Raw genomic sequence first — 16,640 nt, 5'->3', positions numbered from 1 at the left:
GGAGCATTGCGTCTTTTATCAGAAACCGTGGTACTTGCGGCCCAGGGCCATGGTTGCTGCGAAGAAACCAGCCTTGTTGCCGCAGTCGAAACGCTCGCCTTCGTAGCGGTGCGCAAACACTTTGCGCTCGGCCAGCAGGGCTTCGATGCCGTCGGTCAACTGGATTTCGCCGCCAGCACCGGTACCCAGGTGACGCAGCTTGTCGAAGATTTCGCCTTCCAGCACGTAGCGGCCAACCACAGCCAGCGTGGACGGTGCTGCCTCGGGCGCGGGCTTTTCCACAATGTGGGAAACGCGCTCGGTGCGATCGTCAACCGGCGAGGTTGCCACGATGCCGTAGCGGTTGGTCTCGGCGCGCGGCACTTGTTGCACGCCCAGCACGCTGCCGCCTTGGGCTTGTGCAACTTCGATCAACTGGCGGGTCACTGACACGTCCGAATCGATCAGATCGTCAGCCAGCAGCACGGCAAACGGGTCACGGCCGACCACCGGTTCTGCGCACAGCACGGCGTGGCCCAGGCCCAGCGGTGCCGATTGGCGGATATAGATGCAATTCACGTTCGACGGGATGATGCCGCGCAGCACGCCCAGCAGCTCGTGCTTGGACTTGCGTTCGAGTTCGGCTTCCAGTTCCGGTGCCGAATCGAAGTGATCTTCGATCGCGCGCTTGTGACGACCGGTGATGAACACCAGGTTGGTGATCCCGGCGGCTACCGCCTCTTCAACCGCATACTGGATCAGTGGCTTGTCGACCACGGGCAGCATTTCCTTGGGCATTGCCTTGGTGGCGGGCAAGAAGCGGGTGCCGAGGCCGGCTACCGGGAAGACAGCGGTGCGAACAGGATTCATGAGGGGTGGGTCTCGTTTTGGATTCAGGAAAGCGCCTAGCGTCTGCGTAGCTTGAGCAACCAACGTGGCACGCGTAGTGTTGCGATGCGTCGGTACAACCATACATAAGACACGCAAAATACGCAGAACAGTCCGATAAGCATCGGTGTCCGGTCGTAACAGATGGCTGCGGGGCCGATAGCCAGCAAAGACAGTGCCCAAAGATACGGTGAGGTAAGGGCATTGCGCAATGCAGGCGCGTCATTGACCCGCTCGCCAGAGGCCCGTCCCACCACGCGCTTGAAGATCAATTGATGCAAATGCGCGGCGTCCGGTTGGCCGGAAGCGGTGCCGCGAACGATCTTGCGCCGGTAAATAGAGAAGGCAACCTCGACCAGTGGGTAGGCCAGCAGCAGTACCGGGAACCACGCCGACACCACCGGATTGCGCTGGACGAGCGAAATCGCCAGCGCGCCCACCATGAAGCCCAGGAAATACGCGCCGCCGTCGCCCAGGAAAATGCGACCGTGGGGGTAGTTCCAGTACAGGAAGCCAACGATCGAGCCAGCCAGCATCAGGCTGGCCGACAGCACCAGCGAATCGCCAACCTGGTAGGCGACCCAGGCCAGCGCGCCGAAGATCAGGGTGGTGACCACACCGGCTAGGCCGTTGAAACCGTCGATCAGGTTGACAGCGTTGGTGATCGTCAACAGCGCAAACAGGGTCAGACCCAGCGCCAGCGGTCGCCACGCGATCAGCATGGAGTCGAGCGCAACGATTTCAGTACGTGGAATGGCCAGCGACACCAGCCAGAAGGCCAGCAAGCAGGACACCGCCATGCAGGCCATGCGCCAGCGGGGGCGCACGCGTTTCGTCAGGTCTTCCACCACGCCGCCGGCAAACGCCGGCAGCGAGCAGGTGATCAGCCACAGAATGGCGGCGCCGTTCCAGGAATCGCGCAGCCAGATCAGGCCGGCACCGACCAGCGCGGCCAGGAAAATCGCCACGCCGCCCACACGTGGCACGGGTGTGTCGTGCATTTTCTGCACGCCGTCGAGTTCGTGATCAAGCAGATATGCTTGGCCAGTACCCTGCGCCCAGCGAACGATCAGCAGGGAAATGCACAGGGAGACCAGCAGGGAAATGCCAAAGGAATACACGCTTCGTCGTTGCAGTATCTAGGTTGATCGGCGCGCTCGCGGGGCGCAAGCATAGTCGGATTCGGGCCGCCCGTGCGTGCTTGGCGCAGCCCTCAGCCGATAATCTGGCGAATGCGGGCGCGGTCGGCGTCGATCAGCAACAAATACCAGCCTGCGACAACGGTTGCCAGGCCGAGCAACACACTGGCACCCAGCAATGCACCAGGACGTCCCGCCAGCCATTGACTCAGGCAAGCGCCCAGCGTCAGGGTCACAATGATCAGTGCCCATCCGGTTGCGCCGATCTGCGAACCGCGTCGTTGTGACCAGCGCGGCCGGTAGGCCAGCGATCCCAGCACCAGGTAATCCAGGACGGCTCGGAGTGTCCATGCCAGCGCGGCACCCGTGACGCCAAGCCAGTAGGTCAGCACGCCCACCGCCGCCACAAAAGGCAGCAACTGCAGCAGATGGACCGACGCGGTGACCCGCGCGTGGCCCCGGCTCTGGATCAGCCCCGATGGCGCATGTGCCAGCGAATTGAACAGCGCGGCCACCAGCAGGATCTGGGCGCACAGGGTTCCTTGCGCGGCGAACCGCTCACCCAGCCACCATGCCAGCGCAGCGGGGATCAGCGCCATAGCACCGCCGATGATCGGCAGGATCGCCAGGGCGACAAAACGCTCGCTGGCCGCCGCCAGGCGCGAGCCGACGGTGTGGTCATTGCCATCGGCACTGGCCGACATGCGCGGGAACAAGGCCAGTGACACCGCCGTCGGCACGATCTGCAGCCGGCCGATGGCCTCTTGGGGGATGGCGTAGAAGCTCAGGCTGGACATGCCCGCCACGGCGGTCACGATCAGGCGATCCAGCGTTGTCATCAGCGGTCCGACCAGGCCGGAAATGCTCTGCCAGCCGCCTTCGCGCATCATGTGGCCCAGTTCTACCGGGTGTTTGCTGGGCGGCAGCAGCCGGCGCACCGGTATCCAGTGCAAGGCCCACAGAATGATGCGGCTGACGGCGATCAGCGCAAAGACCAGGTCCAGCCGGGGGGCGAATGCGGTGGCCAGCGCCGGGGCAGCGTAAGCAAAGGCACTGGCCGTCATGCGCAGCGAGTTGGCAAGCGCGAAGCGTTGCAGGCCTTCCGCACCGCTTCTCAATATATTGGAGCCGACAGCAGCCGGGATGGCGATCATCAGCCAGGGCAGCCCGGCACGCGCCTCCTGGGCCACGGTAGGCGTCAGGCGATTTGCGCCGGACAACCATATATAGACAGCAATGCCCACGATCACAACAAAGACCACCGCTGCGGTCAGTGCAATCCGGTGTGCCCGCCAGAGCAAGGCACCTGCCGTGGCGATGTCTCCCCGGCGGTCGAGCACGGCAACCTGTCGGGTCACTACCCTGGACAGACCAAGGTCCAGCAGACCCATGTAGCCGAACACCACCCAGGTCAGCGCAATGAAACCCATGCGCTCATCGCCGAGCTGGTGCAGCAGCCAGGGAATGGTGAGCAATGCAAAGACGATAGGCAGCGACTGACCCGCCAAGGACCAGCCTACCGCACGTACGCCTGTCGATACGCGCTGCATCATGGCAGTGATGGCCTACCTTCGGCGATGGGGCGTATGGACGAGTTGAGCAAGGCGTTTTCCGTTTCAGTTGGCGCCGGATTTTACGCTGCAACTATTAATACGATGCTAAAGCCCGCATCCATACCCCTGAAATGCGGTTCAGCTTAAAAATTGATACACGTATTCGGTACATTTCCTGCTGATCGGCGCATCCCTGCCCGATAATCCGGTAACTGTTACCCCCTCAGGTGAGTCCTTTGTCTACCACGTACACCGCACCCGATACGAAGAGCCCTTCTTTCTCGTCCGCCTTCAAGGCCTATGACATCCGCGGCGTGGTCGATACCGTGCTGACCCCCGGATTCGCCTACGCACTGGGTGGCGCGTACGCCGCACAGGCGCGCGAGCGCGGCATGACCGAAGTCGTGGTTGGTCGTGACGGTCGTCTGTCCGGTCCTGCCTTGTCTGCGGCCCTGATCCAGGGCCTGACCGAAGGCGGCATCAATGTCATCGACATCGGCATGGTGCCGACGCCGCTGGTGTACTTCGCCGCCGTCACGCTCGACACCGGTGCCGGCATCGCCATCACCGGCAGCCACAACCCGCCGCAGTACAACGGTTTCAAGATGGTCATCGGCGGTGATGCGCTGTACGGCGACGCGATCCAGTCGCTGCGCGCCCGCATCGAAGCCGGTCTGCCGGTTGCTGCGCTGCAAAAAGGCACGGTCCGCAACGTGGACATCGTGCCGGACTACATCGCCCGCATCGTCGGCGATGTCAAACTTGCTCGTCCGATCAAGGTCATCATCGACGCCGGCAACGGCATCGCTGGTGCAGTGGCCCCCGCGCTGATGAAAGCGCTGGGCGCACCCGCCGTGGAACTGTTCTGCGATGTGGACGGTACCTTCCCCAACCATCACCCCGATCCGGCCGACCCGCACAATCTGGAAGACGTGGCCCGCGCGCTGCGTGAAACCGACGCCGAGATCGGCCTGGCCTTTGACGGCGATGGCGACCGCCTGGGCGTGGTCACCAAGTCTGGCCAGATCATCTGGCCCGACCGTCAACTGATCCTGTACGCGAAGGACGTGCTGTCCCGCGTGCCCGGCGCGCAGATCATCTATGACGTGAAGTGCAGCCGTTATGTGGCCGAAGAAGTCCGCAAGGCCGGTGGCGAACCGCTGATGTGGCGCACTGGCCATTCGCTGGTCAAGGCCAAGCTGAAGGAAACCGGCGCACCGCTGGCAGGTGAGATGAGCGGCCACGTGTTCTTCAAGGAACGCTGGTACGGTTTCGACGACGGCCTGTACGCCGCCGCCCGCCTGCTGGAAATCCTGTCGCGCTCGGCTGATCCGTCGGCCGTGCTGGAAGCGCTGCCGCAAGCCGTGTCCACCCCGGAACTCAAGCTGGAAACCGGGGACGGCGAACAGTTCGACCTGGTGGCCGATTTGCAGGAAAAGGGCGAATTCCCAGGCGCAACGGAAGTCATCACCATCGACGGCGTGCGTGCCGAGTACCCCGATGGCTTTGGTCTGGCCCGTCCGTCCAACACTACCCCGGTGGTGGTGTTGCGCTTCGAAGCCAATGACGACGCCGCCCTGAAGCGCATTCAGGACGTGTTCCGCGCGCAGATCCTGCGCGTGTCGCCTGACGCCAAGTTGCCGTTCTGATGGCTGGCCGGCGCGGCGCGCGTCGGCTTTCGCCGGCCACTATTGACCAAAGTGCTGAACCACGCACTGACCTTGCTCCACCCGAGCTTGCACCTACCCTGACTGGCCACTCAATGCCCGCTGCCTTTTCGACCGAGATTCGTCCCCTGACCGAAGTGCCCGAATGGGACGAGTTTGCCAAACAAGTGCCGCTTGCCGACCGCCGCGCGTCGTCGCTGCGCGTCATCAAGGCCGCCAGCCTGAGCGTGGACCTGAGCGGGCAGGTGCAATCTCCCGAACTTGAAGTTGCTGCTGAAGCGCTGCTCAAGGCGCGTCACTTCGAACAGGCTCGCAAGACGCTGTTCGAAGGCGGCATTGCCAATCCCACCGAGCATCGTGCGGCCTGGCACACAGCGCTGCGCAGTGGCGAGCCGCCGGCGGAAGTGGCGCGCGAGCGCCAACGAGTCATCGAATTTGCCCGCAAGGTGCAGTCCGAAGGCCGTTTCACCTCGGTCGTGCACATCGGGATCGGTGGCAGCGACTGGGGCCCGCGCCTGTGTGTGCGTGCCTTCGGCAATACCGGCACCCGTATCCGCATCCGCTTCGCGTCGAACATCGATGGCCACGCGGTGCAGGGCGCAGTGGCCGGGCTCGACCCGCACAAGACACTGATCATCGTGTCGTCCAAGACATTCACCACCACGGAAACCCTGCGCAACGCCGAACGTGCATTCGACTGGCTGCGCAAGGGCGGGGTGGAAAATCCCAAAGACCACTTGGTGGCCGTCACGGCCAGCCCCAAGGCTGCCGCCGCCTACGGGGCCAAGCCCGAGCACACCTTCCAGTTCTGGGACTACGTGGGTGGCCGCTATTCGCTGTGGGCGGCCATTGGCCTGCCGGTGGCGCTGGCCATCGGCGTCGATGCCTATGAAGGATTGCTGTTCGGTGCAGAAGCCATGGACAAGCACTTCGCCACCGCGCCGCTGGCAGACAATGCGCCGGTACAACTGGCATTGGCAGGTGTCGCCAACCGCAGCGTGCTGAACTATGGTTCGCTCAACATTGCTGCCTACGACGCGCGCCTGGTGTTCCTGTCTTCCTATTTGCAGCAGCTGGACATGGAGTCCCTGGGCAAAAGCGTGGACCTGGCCGGCAATCCTTCCACCGTACCCACCGGGGCGGTGGTCTGGGGCATGGCCGGCACCGATGCCCAGCACACCTTCTTCCAGTGGCTGCACCAGGGTACCGATGGCGCACCGGTCGACTTCATCGTCTGCCGGGAAGCCGATCACCCGCACCCGGAACACCACCGTCTGTTGCTGGCGAACTGCCTGGCGCAGCGCGAAGCCCTGCTGCAAGGCAAGGATTTCGATGCCGCGTTGGCGGAAACCAAGCGCATGACCAAAGACCCGGAAGAAGCCGAATGGTTGGCGCGTCACCGCGTGCACCCGGGCGGCCGGCCGTCCACCCTGATCGTCTTGCCCCGTCTGACGCCTTATACATTGGGTGCCTTGCTGGCCATGTACGAACACAAGGTCTTCACCCAAGGCGTGCTGTGGGGCATCAATCCCTTTGACCAATGGGGTGTCGAATACGGCAAGGTGCTGGCTGCCGGCATCGGGCGCGAGCTGGACGGTGAAGCGCCTGGCACCACGCACGACGTGTCGACTGCGCACTGGATCAACGTATTGCGTACTTGACCCAGGTATCGGGACCTCAGACTTGAAGTCATCTCAGAATTTCACGCCTGGATTCCCCTTGAAACGTCGCGTTCAAGCTACCCATTCTCGGCTGCTGGCCCCTTGAACTTACCCTCCGTGACATCGAAGCGATGCACGGAGTCGGGGCCTGCGGTAACATTTACCGGTTCATGACACGCGCACCTTTGGGTGCGCGTCGTTTTTTCTCTTCCCCCAGGGATCTTCCAGTGCCCATCAAGCTTCAACCCGTGATTCTCTCCGGCGGTTCGGGAACGCGCCTTTGGCCGCAATCCCGCGAGCATCATCCCAAGCAGTTGCTGCCCTTGATGGGAGAGGAAACCATGCTCCAGGCTACCGCCCGGCGCGTGGAGGGGTTCACCGCGGCGCAAAGCTTGCCGCCGTTGGTGGTCAGCAACAACGAATACCGTTTCATCATTGCCGAACAGCTGCGCCAGCTGGGCCAGGATCACGCACACGTGCTGATCGAGCCGGTTGGCCGCAACACCGCGCCGGCCCTGACGCTGGCAGCGCTGCACACGGCCGAAGAAGATCCGGTCCTGCTGGTCATGCCGGCAGACCACGTGATCGGTGACCTGGACGCATTCCACCGTGCGATCGAAGCCGGCCTGTCATCGGCCGAGCAAGGTCTGATCGTCACCTTCGGCATCGTGCCGGCCGGCCCCGAAACGGGCTACGGCTACCTGCGCGTAGGCAAGGACGGTGCGCTGCGCGATCTCGAAGAGTTCGTCGAAAAGCCCGATGCCGTCACCGCCCAGTCTTACGTCGACAGCGGCAACTACCTATGGAACAGCGGCCTGTTCATGCTGCGTGCCAGCACGTGGTTGAAGGCGCTACGCCAGTTGCAACCCGCTATGTACAGCGCCGTCGAGCAGGCCTTCGCTGCCGCTGACGTGCAAGGCCCATTCACCGTGGTGCAGGCCGAAGCCTTCGCCGCCTCGCCCTCGGACTCCATCGACTACGCCGTGATGGAAAAGCTGGCCGAGACCGATATCAAGACCAAGGTTGTGCCCCTGTCGTGCGGCTGGTCCGATGTCGGCGCGTGGGACGCCTTCTGGGAAGCTTCCCCCAAAGACGCTCGCGGCAACGTGACCCGTGGTGATGTCGTGCTGGAAAGCGCATCTGACTGCGTGGTGCTCAGCACCGATCGCCTGGTTGCATGCGTGGGCGTGGACAATGTGGTGGTCGTCGAGACCCCCGACGCCGTGCTGGTGATGGACAAGCGCCAGGCACAGCTGGTCAAGCCCATCGTTGACCGCCTGAAGAAAGCCGAACGTCCCGAAGCCCGTGCGCACCGTCGCGTCTACCGCCCCTGGGGCATGTACGACTCCATCGACATGGGTGAGCGCTTCCAGGTCAAGCGCATCGTGGTCGAGCCGGGCGGCACGCTCAGCCTGCAGATGCATCACCACCGTGCCGAGCACTGGGTTGTGGTGCGTGGCACGGCCGAAGTGGAACGTGGGGAAGACACCTTCCTGCTGACCGAGAACCAATCGACCTACATCCCCCACGGTGTTCGTCACCGCCTGCGCAACCCCGGCAAGATTCCGCTCGAAATGATCGAAATCCAGTCGGGAAGCTATCTGGGCGAAGACGACATTGTGCGTTTCAGCGACACCTACGGGCGTAACTGACGCATCTGATACAGCACTAGGGTAAACCCGGCGTGCTTATGGCACGCCGGGTTTTTTCATGCCTGGCTGGAAAGCCGCGCCAAGCCTAGCGATTGGCCTGTTCAGGCTTGCGTCAAGCTCTTTGTCTTGTATCAATCAGTAGATATTCCGCCGGCCGGCGACACTAGATGTAGTATTATTTGGTCTTGGAAGTCGCCGCCAAAGTCCTCGGAAAACACCGAAAACCAAGGTGGCGCAAGGCCTTTGAGGTCCCAAGGCTTCAGCAAGTCTTCGTTACTACCAAGAATTTCGACCGGGTTAAATCGTCATTTCATCACTTCCTTCCGTCAGCGGAAGGCTGGGTGCAGTGCGAGCTCGCACGTCTGTTTCCTGACCAAGCCGGCAAGCCCGCGTACCACTATTCCGTGACTCTAAAGGAATGAATATCATGAGCGTTATCGTTTACAGCAAGCCCGCTTGCGTCCAATGCGTTGCCACCTACCGCGCGCTCGACAAGCAAGGCATCGCCTACGATGTAGTCGATCTGACGCTGGACGACGTCGCGCTCACGACCGTTCGTGGCCTGGGTTACCAATCCGTGCCGGTGGTCATCGCCGGTCAGGATCACTGGTCGGGCTTCCGTCCCGACAAGATCAACGCGCTGGCCCAGCTGGCTGCGTAAGCAAGACGTTTTTGCCAGAGCGGGGTCCGCAACGGCCCCCGCATCAAAGCCTGAATGGCCGCGCAAGCGGTGCCAATGACAGGCTTGTACGGACATCTTCATGAGCCTGCTCGTCTACTTCTCTACGAAGTCAGAAAATACCCATCGTTTTATCGGCAAGGTCGGCTTACCCGCGCAACGTATTCCTATTGCGACGGACGCCGAAATGCTTCAAGTCGACGAGCCCTATGTGCTCGTCGTGCCCACTTATGGTGGTGGAAGCATGCAAGGCGCTGTACCCAAGCCAGTCATCCGATTTCTGAATGACGAGCGGAATCGATCTTTCATCCGGGGCGTGATCGCCGCGGGTAACACTAATTTTGGCCAGGCGTATTGCGCTGCTGGCCGGATCATCGCGCAGAAATGCCACGTACCGATCCTCTACAACTTCGAGTTGCTGGGGACGCCCGAGGACGTGGAACGTGTGCGCGACGGAGTAGAGACATTTTGGACACAAGCAGCAATCTCCTGAGCCCGGTTCGTCCTTCCGCAGGACACACCGAGATCGACTACCACGCGCTGAACGCGATGCTCAACCTGTTCGACGACGGTGGCAACATCCAGTTCGACAAGGACAAGCTCGCCGCGCGCCAGTACTTCCTGCAGCACGTAAACCAGAACACGGTCTTCTTCCACAACCTGGAAGAAAAGCTGCGTTATCTGGTCGAGAAGGGCTATTACGAAGCCGACGTGCTGTCGCAGTACTCGCCGGAGTTCATCAAGGGATTGTTCGAGCAGGCCTACAAGCACAAGTTCCGCTTCCAGACCTTCCTCGGTGCGTTCAAGTACTACACCAGCTACACGCTGAAGACCTTCGACGGCAAGCGCTACCTCGAACGCTACGAAGATCGCGTGTGCATGGTCGCGATGTCGCTGGCTGCCGGCGACACCAAGCTGGCCAGCGAAATGGTGGACGAAGTCATCAGCGGCCGCTTCCAGCCGGCCACGCCGACCTTCCTGAATGGTGGCAAGAAGCAGCGCGGCGAACTCGTGTCGTGCTTCCTGCTGCGCATCGAAGACAACATGGAATCGATCGGCCGTTCGATCAACTCCGCCCTGCAGCTGTCCAAGCGCGGCGGTGGTGTGGCGTTCCTGCTGACCAACATCCGTGAAGCCGGTGCCCCGATCAAGCAGATCGAGAACCAGTCGTCGGGCATCATCCCGATCATGAAGCTGCTGGAAGACGCATTTTCGTATGCGAACCAGCTGGGTTCACGTCAAGGCGCGGGTGCCGTTTACCTGAACGCCCATCATCCGGACATCCTGCGTTTCCTCGACACCAAGCGCGAAAACGCCGACGAGAAGATCCGCATCAAGACGCTGTCGCTGGGTGTGGTCATCCCCGACATCACCTTCGAGCTCGCCAAGAGCAACGAAGACATGTACCTGTTCTCGCCGTATGACGTGGAACGCGTGTATGGCGTGCCGTTTGCCGACATCAGTGTGACCGAGAAGTACCGCGAAATGGTCAACGATGCGCGCATCCGCAAGACCAAGATCAACGCCCGCGAGTTCTTCCAGACGCTGGCCGAGATCCAGTTCGAGTCCGGCTACCCTTACATCATGTTCGAAGACACGGTGAACCGCGCCAACCCGATCAAGGGTCGGATCAACATGAGCAACCTGTGCTCGGAGATCCTGCAGGTCAACACGCCCACGATCTACGAAGACGACCTGTCGTACAAGGAAATCGGCAAGGACATCTCGTGCAACCTGGGCTCGCTGAACATCGCGCTGGCCATGGATTCGCCCGACTTCGCCAAGACCGTGGAAATCGCCATCCGTGGCCTGACCGCCGTGTCCGACGCCAGCCACATCCGTTCGGTGCCTTCTATTGACCAGGGCAATGCACAGTCGCACGCCATCGGCCTGGGCCAGATGAACCTGCACGGCTACCTGGCGCGTGAACGCATCTTCTACGGCTCGGAAGAAGGGTTGGACTTCACCAACATCTACTTCTACACCGTGGCCTTCCACGCCATTCAGGCATCGAACCGCATCGCCATCGAGCGTGGCCAGGTCTTCAAGGGCTTTGAAGATTCGACCTATGCATCGGGTGCGTACTTCGACAAGTACATCAGCCGTACCTGGTTGCCGAAGACGGCCAAGGTGCAAGGCCTGTTCGACGCCGCCGGCATTGCCATCCCGACCCAGGAAGACTGGGCCGCGCTGCGCGAATCCGTGATGGCGCACGGCCTGTACAACCAGAACCTGCAAGCTGTCCCGCCGACCGGTTCGATTTCCTACATCAACAACTCGACGTCGAGCATTCACCCGATCGTCTCGAAGGTTGAAATCCGCAAGGAAGGCAAGATCGGTCGCGTGTACTATCCCGCACCGTTCATGACCAACGACAACCTGGAGTACTACCAGGATGCGTATGAAATCGGCCCGGAAAAGATCATCGACACCTATGCCGAAGCCACGCAACACGTGGACCAAGGCCTGTCGCTGACGCTGTTCTTCCGCGACACCGCCACGACCCGCGACATCAACAAGTCGCAGATCTACGCATGGCGCAAGGGCATCAAGACGATCTACTACATCCGCCTGCGCCAGGTTGCCCTGGAAGGTACGGAAGTCGAAGGTTGCGTGTCCTGCACCCTGTAAGTCAGACGACCGAAAAAAGCAAAACAGAAAAGCCAAAGCGAACCACCGAACATGAACAGCCCGCAACGTCTCGTCGTGCCCCCGACGAAGCTCATCCAGCGCGTCAGCGCGATCAACTGGAACAAGATCGAAGACGACAAGGATCTTGAAGTCTGGAATCGGCTTACCGGCAACTTCTGGTTGCCCGAAAAAGTGCCGCTTTCCAACGACATCCCGTCCTGGGCGACGTTGAACAAGCACGAACAGCAACTGACGATACGTGTGTTCACGGGTCTGACGCTGCTCGACACCATCCAGAACACGGTCGGCGCGCCGGTGCTGATTCAGGATGCGATCACGCCGCACGAAGAAGCGGTGCTGACCAACATCTCGTTCATGGAAGCGGTGCACGCACGTTCGTACAGCTCGATCTTCTCCACGCTGTGCATGACCAGCGACGTGGACGACGCCTACCGCTGGAGCGAAGAAAACGAGTACCTGCAGAACAAGGCACGCATCATCCTGGACTTCTATCGCCACGATGAGCCCTTGATGCGCAAGGTCGCCAGCGTGTTCCTGGAGTCCTTCCTGTTCTACTCGGGCTTCTACCTGCCGATGTACTGGTCGAGCCGCGCCAAGCTGACCAACACCGCCGACCTGATCCGCCTGATCATTCGCGACGAAGCCGTGCACGGCTACTACATCGGCTACAAGTTCCAGAAGGGCCTGGAGCAAGTCAGCGAAGCCAAGCGCCAGGAAATCAAAGACGCCGCGTTCGAGCTGATGCACGACCTGTACGACAACGAGGTGAAGTACACCGAAGAGTTGTACGACGGCGTGGGCTGGACCGAAGACGTGAAGAAGTTCCTGCACTACAACGCCAACAAGGCGCTGATGAACCTGGGCTACGAAGCCTTGTTCCCCAGCAGCATGGCCAACGTCAACCCGGCCATTCTGGCGGCACTGTCGCCCAGCGCGGAAGAAAACCACGACTTCTTCTCGGGTTCGGGTTCGTCGTATGTGATCGGCAAGGCTGTGAACACGGAAGACGACGACTGGGCGTTCTGATCGCCTGATCGAACAGGGTGGTGCGCAGATTGCACCATCAGAAAATCCCGCAATGCCCGATGGGCGCTGCGGGATTTTTTTCGCGTTGAATAACGCGATCAGAAGAAAACATCAAATTCGATGCTTTTTTTAAAACCCAACACTGCCGTTTTCTGAAATAACAGCTTATGCGCTGTTATTGGCATCAGGTTTATAAGTCATAACCGGTTCTGTCATCAGACTTTCTTATCCAAAACCTCGTCATTTTGAATGATGGACGAAGAAAAGCTACTTTAGCGCGACGATATTTAATTTTTGCTGTCTTTTGTCGGAACCTTGCTCGGCCGCTTGTTACTCAAGCATGACTTCACTATCCGGACCGATTCGCCATGGCTTCCACACCCACCCAACTGACCATTGCCACGCTTTACGCGGCCGCTTTCAATCGTGCACCCGACGCTGCCGGGTTTGATTTCTGGTTGCAGGCACACGAGCAAGGGGTGGGCTTGGCCAATCTGGCCGGTACCTTTTTAAGCGCGCCCGAAGGACTGGCCACTTATCCGGCCGGGCTGAGTTCTCAGGAATTCGTCGCGGCTTTCTACAGTTCGGTATTCGGCCGCGCGGCCGATGCGGGTGGCCTGGCCTTTTGGACGGCTGCACTGGATTCGCTTGGCGGGGCGACCAATACCGCGGCCAAGGCGGCACTGATGGTGCGCATCATCGACGTGGCCACCACACCGCTTGGCAGCAAACCCGCCGACCTGAGCGATGCCGCCTATGCGCAGACCGTCGCCGACCGTGCGCGCTTCGCGAACAAGGCCGAAGCCGGTGTGTATTTCGCGGCCGAGTTGCGCAGCAATGACCTTGCCTTGGCCAAACAGATGTTTGCGATGATCACCGACGATCCGGCATCGTTGATCGCCGCGCGCAACTACGTCGATTCGATCATCAACCCGCCGCCGGTAGTGGTGCCGCCAGTCGTCGTGCCGCCGCCTGTCCTGACCAGCGCCGACGATGCTCCGACGATCACCAATAAGCTCAACAGCTACAGCGGCACGGCTGCGACGGCAGATACCACGGGCATGGATGCCGCGCAGTTGAAAGCGCTGGCAGCCGGGGTAAGCAAGTTCGTCGCGGGCGCGCTGACGGGGGCGATGGCGCTGGACAGCACGGTGACCATCAACGAGGCAACCGACCTGCTGGCCAAGTACGCCGGTACCACGGCAAGTGCCAATGCTGCCGGCATGGATTCCGATTATCTGGTGTTGCTGGCGTCCTCGAGCAAGTTCGCGGCAGCGAGCATTGCCGCGCCGACGCTGGTGCTGGGCAATGCCACGCTGGACGACACGATGACAGAAACCTTGCTGGGCAAGGCCACGGGGGCGCAGATCGACGCCACCGGCGCGACGGCTGACGAGTTGCTCAGCATCATCAATCACATTGGCAATGTGGCGGCTGGTGGCATCTCGGGCAACTTTGCGCTGCTGGGCAGCTTGACCGCCACGCAGCTGACTGCCTTGTTCGGCAAGTTCGACACCGGCGCGAGTGTGACGGCAGACGTATCGGCCATGGGTGCAGATCAGTTGGCCGTGCTGGCAGCGCACCCGTCTGCAATGGGCATAGGCGCGTTGACGGGTGCCTTGCACCTGAGCGATTCCCTGGATGCCACTGAAGTAGAGCTATTGCTCAATCGATATGACGGCACGGATGCAAGCCTCACGGCCAGCGCCACCGTCGGCAGCGACGTGTTGAATGTTGTCGTGCCGGCACTCGGCAAGGTGTCGGGCATTTCCGGTGCCTTGACGATCCTGGCCGATGTGAGCGCAGCCAATGGGCTGTCGCTGCTGGGCAAGTACACCGGCACCACGGCATCGGTGAACGCCAGCCTGTACACCAGCACCGAACTCCAATCGCTGTACGGCAACCTGAGCAAGCTCACTGCTATTACGGTGCCCCAGTTGGTCCTGGAAGACACGTGGTTGGACACCACCGCGATCAACGAGCTGTTTGCCAAGTCGACCGATGTGGGCCTCACGGTCAGCGCTGCCAGCAGCACGAAGTTGACGGGCCTGTTGAGCCAACTGTCCAAGGTCGCCAACAATGGCATTGTCGGCACCCTGAGCCTTACCAAGGATACGGGGGTGGCATCGCAACTGCAGAGTTTGCTGGCGAAAACGGCGACAGGCGCTACGGTCAGCGTGGATGCCACGGACATGGCCGACGGCCAGCTCTATGCACTGGTCGAGAGCGCCAGCAAGGTCGACAGCGTGAGCAATCTGGTCGTGCCGTCCAGTGCCTGGTCGCTGATCGGGGCACAGCCGGTGTCGAATCTGGGCAACCTGCTTGGCAAGAGCACGGAGGCGAAGCTGTCGCTGACCAGTGCGACCGCTGACCAGATCAAAACCGTGGCAGATCATGTCGCGCAATATGCGGTGGATGGTCTGACAGGCAGCTTTATTCTGAACAGCACGTTTCTTTTGACGCAGCTGGAGGCCCTGCTGGGGAACAAGGTGGCCGACGGGGCCAACGTCACGGTGAACGCGAGCTCCATGGACATCGATCAGGTGGCCGCGCTGTTCACCAATGCTGCCAAGATCGACGTGCTGAACAACCTGTCGGCACCCAGCGGCATCATGGCCCGAATAGGCAACAATTTTGGCTTGCTGTTTACCAAGGGAATCGGGCACGCCGTCGATCTGACAGGTGCCACCGCGGCTCAGCTGGCCGTCATTGGGCAATTCGTGAACCAGTACAAGGCAGATGGCCTGACGGGCAGCTTCACCATAGACAAGGACCTGCAGTCGTACAGCTTTGCCGCGCTGCTGGGCGACCGCGTCGCCGATGCCGCCAATGTGACCATTCAGGCTGCGGGCATGGATAACGACCAGCTGGCCGCCGTGGTGCAGGGCATCGGCAAGGTCGATTCGGTGCTTGGCCTGTCATTGAGCACGGCGAACGTGTCCTCGTTGTCGAGTACCGACCTTGGCACGCTGTTGTCCAAGGCTACTGACGCCAGCGTGGTGATGCCGAGCCAGATTGTTTCCACCCAGGGCGACGTGCTGGTGGCCAACCTCACCCATGTGGCTGATGGTGGCCTGAGCGGCCACATCTTGATCGGCACGGCTTCCAATACGACGCTGCGTGCGGTCGACACCAAGCTCGCCAGTGGCAACGCCCTCGATATCTCTGGCGGACCTGTTGACGACGTCATCGATCTCACCGGGTTCACCAAAAACACGACCATCGCGATGGGGGCGGGGGCGAACACCATTACCCTAGGCAGTGGTGTGGACACCGTCTACATCGGCGGCACAAGCCGGGGGCTCAGCTTCAACACTGCAAACACGAACACCAACAACCTTACCAAGATCAGCGGTTTTCAGAATACCGATGTGCTGATGCTCTCCACGTCTTCGTTGGCTTTCGGTAACGGGTTTGCCTTCACAGCCGGTACACAAGTGAATCGTCTCTCGTTGACCGAAGACGGGACCGGCATCACGACCATCGCGGATGTACTTGCCGCGTTGCCCACCCCTGGATCAGGAGCCGTCGGATCGACCGCCGTACTGGCCGAAATTGCTGTCCTGACCATCACCGGTGGCGGCTCGTTTGGCGGCAAGACGTTCATGGTGATCAACGATGCCAACCCCGTGTTCACGTCCGCCGACACGATCATCGAGCTCGTCGGTGGCCTGATTCCGACGATCACCTTTGGTATGCCGTCATTCTGACCATCAACCACACCCGTTCATGTCGGGGGATGGG

11 protein-coding genes are annotated in these 16,640 nt (G+C 61.1%); 8 read left to right on the top strand and 3 right to left on the bottom strand.

Features of this window, described 5'->3' with window-relative positions; translation table 11 throughout:
• Positions 1–18: 18 nt before the first annotated feature.
• From galU to FXN63_RS23210, 3 genes are all read right to left on the bottom strand, one after another.
• Entirely contained in the window at positions 19–849 is an 831-nt protein-coding gene (galU, locus tag FXN63_RS23220; protein WP_148817893.1) for a UTP--glucose-1-phosphate uridylyltransferase GalU, read from the bottom strand.
• A gap of 35 nt (positions 850–884) precedes the next feature.
• Complete coding sequence (locus tag FXN63_RS23215) at positions 885–1,988, bottom strand: MraY family glycosyltransferase (RefSeq protein ID WP_148817892.1); 1,104 nt, start codon at positions 1,986–1,988, stop codon at positions 885–887.
• Between the two features lie 92 nt (positions 1,989–2,080).
• Entirely contained in the window at positions 2,081–3,559 is a 1,479-nt protein-coding gene (locus FXN63_RS23210) for an oligosaccharide flippase family protein (protein ID WP_148817891.1), read from the bottom strand.
• A 236-nt stretch (positions 3,560–3,795) separates the two neighbouring features.
• Between FXN63_RS23210 and FXN63_RS23205 the strand changes: the two genes are divergently transcribed.
• The 8 genes from FXN63_RS23205 to FXN63_RS23170 all read left to right on the top strand — a co-directional run bounded on the left by FXN63_RS23205 (position 3,796) and on the right by FXN63_RS23170 (position 16,606).
• Entirely contained in the window at positions 3,796–5,208 is a 1,413-nt protein-coding gene (locus tag FXN63_RS23205; protein WP_148817890.1) for a phosphomannomutase/phosphoglucomutase, read from the top strand.
• Positions 5,209–5,321: 113 nt separating this feature from the next.
• The gene (pgi, locus tag FXN63_RS23200) at positions 5,322–6,887 is read left to right on the top strand and encodes a glucose-6-phosphate isomerase (RefSeq protein WP_148817889.1); all 1,566 of its coding nucleotides are present in this window, start codon (positions 5,322–5,324) and stop codon (positions 6,885–6,887) included.
• A gap of 233 nt (positions 6,888–7,120) precedes the next feature.
• Complete coding sequence (locus FXN63_RS23195) at positions 7,121–8,539, top strand: mannose-1-phosphate guanylyltransferase/mannose-6-phosphate isomerase (RefSeq protein ID WP_148819740.1); 1,419 nt, start codon at positions 7,121–7,123, stop codon at positions 8,537–8,539.
• 427 nt (positions 8,540–8,966) lie between these two features.
• The gene (gene nrdH / locus FXN63_RS23190; RefSeq protein ID WP_148817888.1) at positions 8,967–9,200 is read left to right on the top strand and encodes a glutaredoxin-like protein NrdH; all 234 of its coding nucleotides are present in this window, start codon (positions 8,967–8,969) and stop codon (positions 9,198–9,200) included.
• Between the two features lie 100 nt (positions 9,201–9,300).
• Complete coding sequence (gene nrdI, locus FXN63_RS23185) at positions 9,301–9,711, top strand: class Ib ribonucleoside-diphosphate reductase assembly flavoprotein NrdI (RefSeq protein ID WP_148817887.1); 411 nt, start codon at positions 9,301–9,303, stop codon at positions 9,709–9,711.
• Positions 9,687–11,849: a class 1b ribonucleoside-diphosphate reductase subunit alpha gene (gene nrdE, locus FXN63_RS23180; RefSeq protein WP_246164951.1), complete on the top strand. Its 2,163-nt coding sequence runs from the start codon at positions 9,687–9,689 to the stop codon at positions 11,847–11,849. The genes nrdI and nrdE overlap by 25 nt, the downstream gene beginning before the upstream one ends.
• 51 nt (positions 11,850–11,900) lie before the next feature.
• Positions 11,901–12,896, top strand: coding sequence for a class 1b ribonucleoside-diphosphate reductase subunit beta (nrdF, locus tag FXN63_RS23175; protein WP_148817885.1), 996 nt, complete (start codon positions 11,901–11,903; stop codon positions 12,894–12,896).
• Positions 12,897–13,264: 368 nt separating this feature from the next.
• Positions 13,265–16,606 (top strand): beta strand repeat-containing protein, encoded by a 3,342-nt coding sequence (locus tag FXN63_RS23170; protein WP_148817884.1) that lies wholly within the window; start codon positions 13,265–13,267, stop codon positions 16,604–16,606.
• Positions 16,607–16,640: the final 34 nt, after the last annotated feature.

Source organism: Pigmentiphaga aceris (genome assembly GCF_008119665.1).
Lineage (GTDB): Bacteria > Pseudomonadota > Gammaproteobacteria > Burkholderiales > Burkholderiaceae_B > Pigmentiphaga > Pigmentiphaga aceris.
Note: the sequence above shows the minus strand (reverse complement) of the source record. Positions and strands in the feature narration are given on the sequence as shown.

Excerpts from the sequence above, each read along its gene's own strand:
- galU (WP_148817893.1), bottom strand. The coding sequence starts at position 849 with ATGAATCCTGTTCGCACCGCTGTCTTCCCGGTAGCCGGCCTCGGCACC.
- FXN63_RS23210 (WP_148817891.1), bottom strand. The coding sequence starts at position 3,559 with ATGATGCAGCGCGTATCGACAGGCGTACGTGCGGTAGGCTGGTCCTTG.
- pgi (WP_148817889.1), top strand. The coding sequence starts at position 5,322 with ATGCCCGCTGCCTTTTCGACCGAGATTCGTCCCCTGACCGAAGTGCCC.
- nrdH (WP_148817888.1), top strand. The coding sequence starts at position 8,967 with ATGAGCGTTATCGTTTACAGCAAGCCCGCTTGCGTCCAATGCGTTGCC.
- nrdI (WP_148817887.1), top strand. The coding sequence starts at position 9,301 with ATGAGCCTGCTCGTCTACTTCTCTACGAAGTCAGAAAATACCCATCGT.
- nrdF (WP_148817885.1), top strand. The coding sequence starts at position 11,901 with ATGAACAGCCCGCAACGTCTCGTCGTGCCCCCGACGAAGCTCATCCAG.
- FXN63_RS23170 (WP_148817884.1), top strand. The coding sequence starts at position 13,265 with ATGGCTTCCACACCCACCCAACTGACCATTGCCACGCTTTACGCGGCC.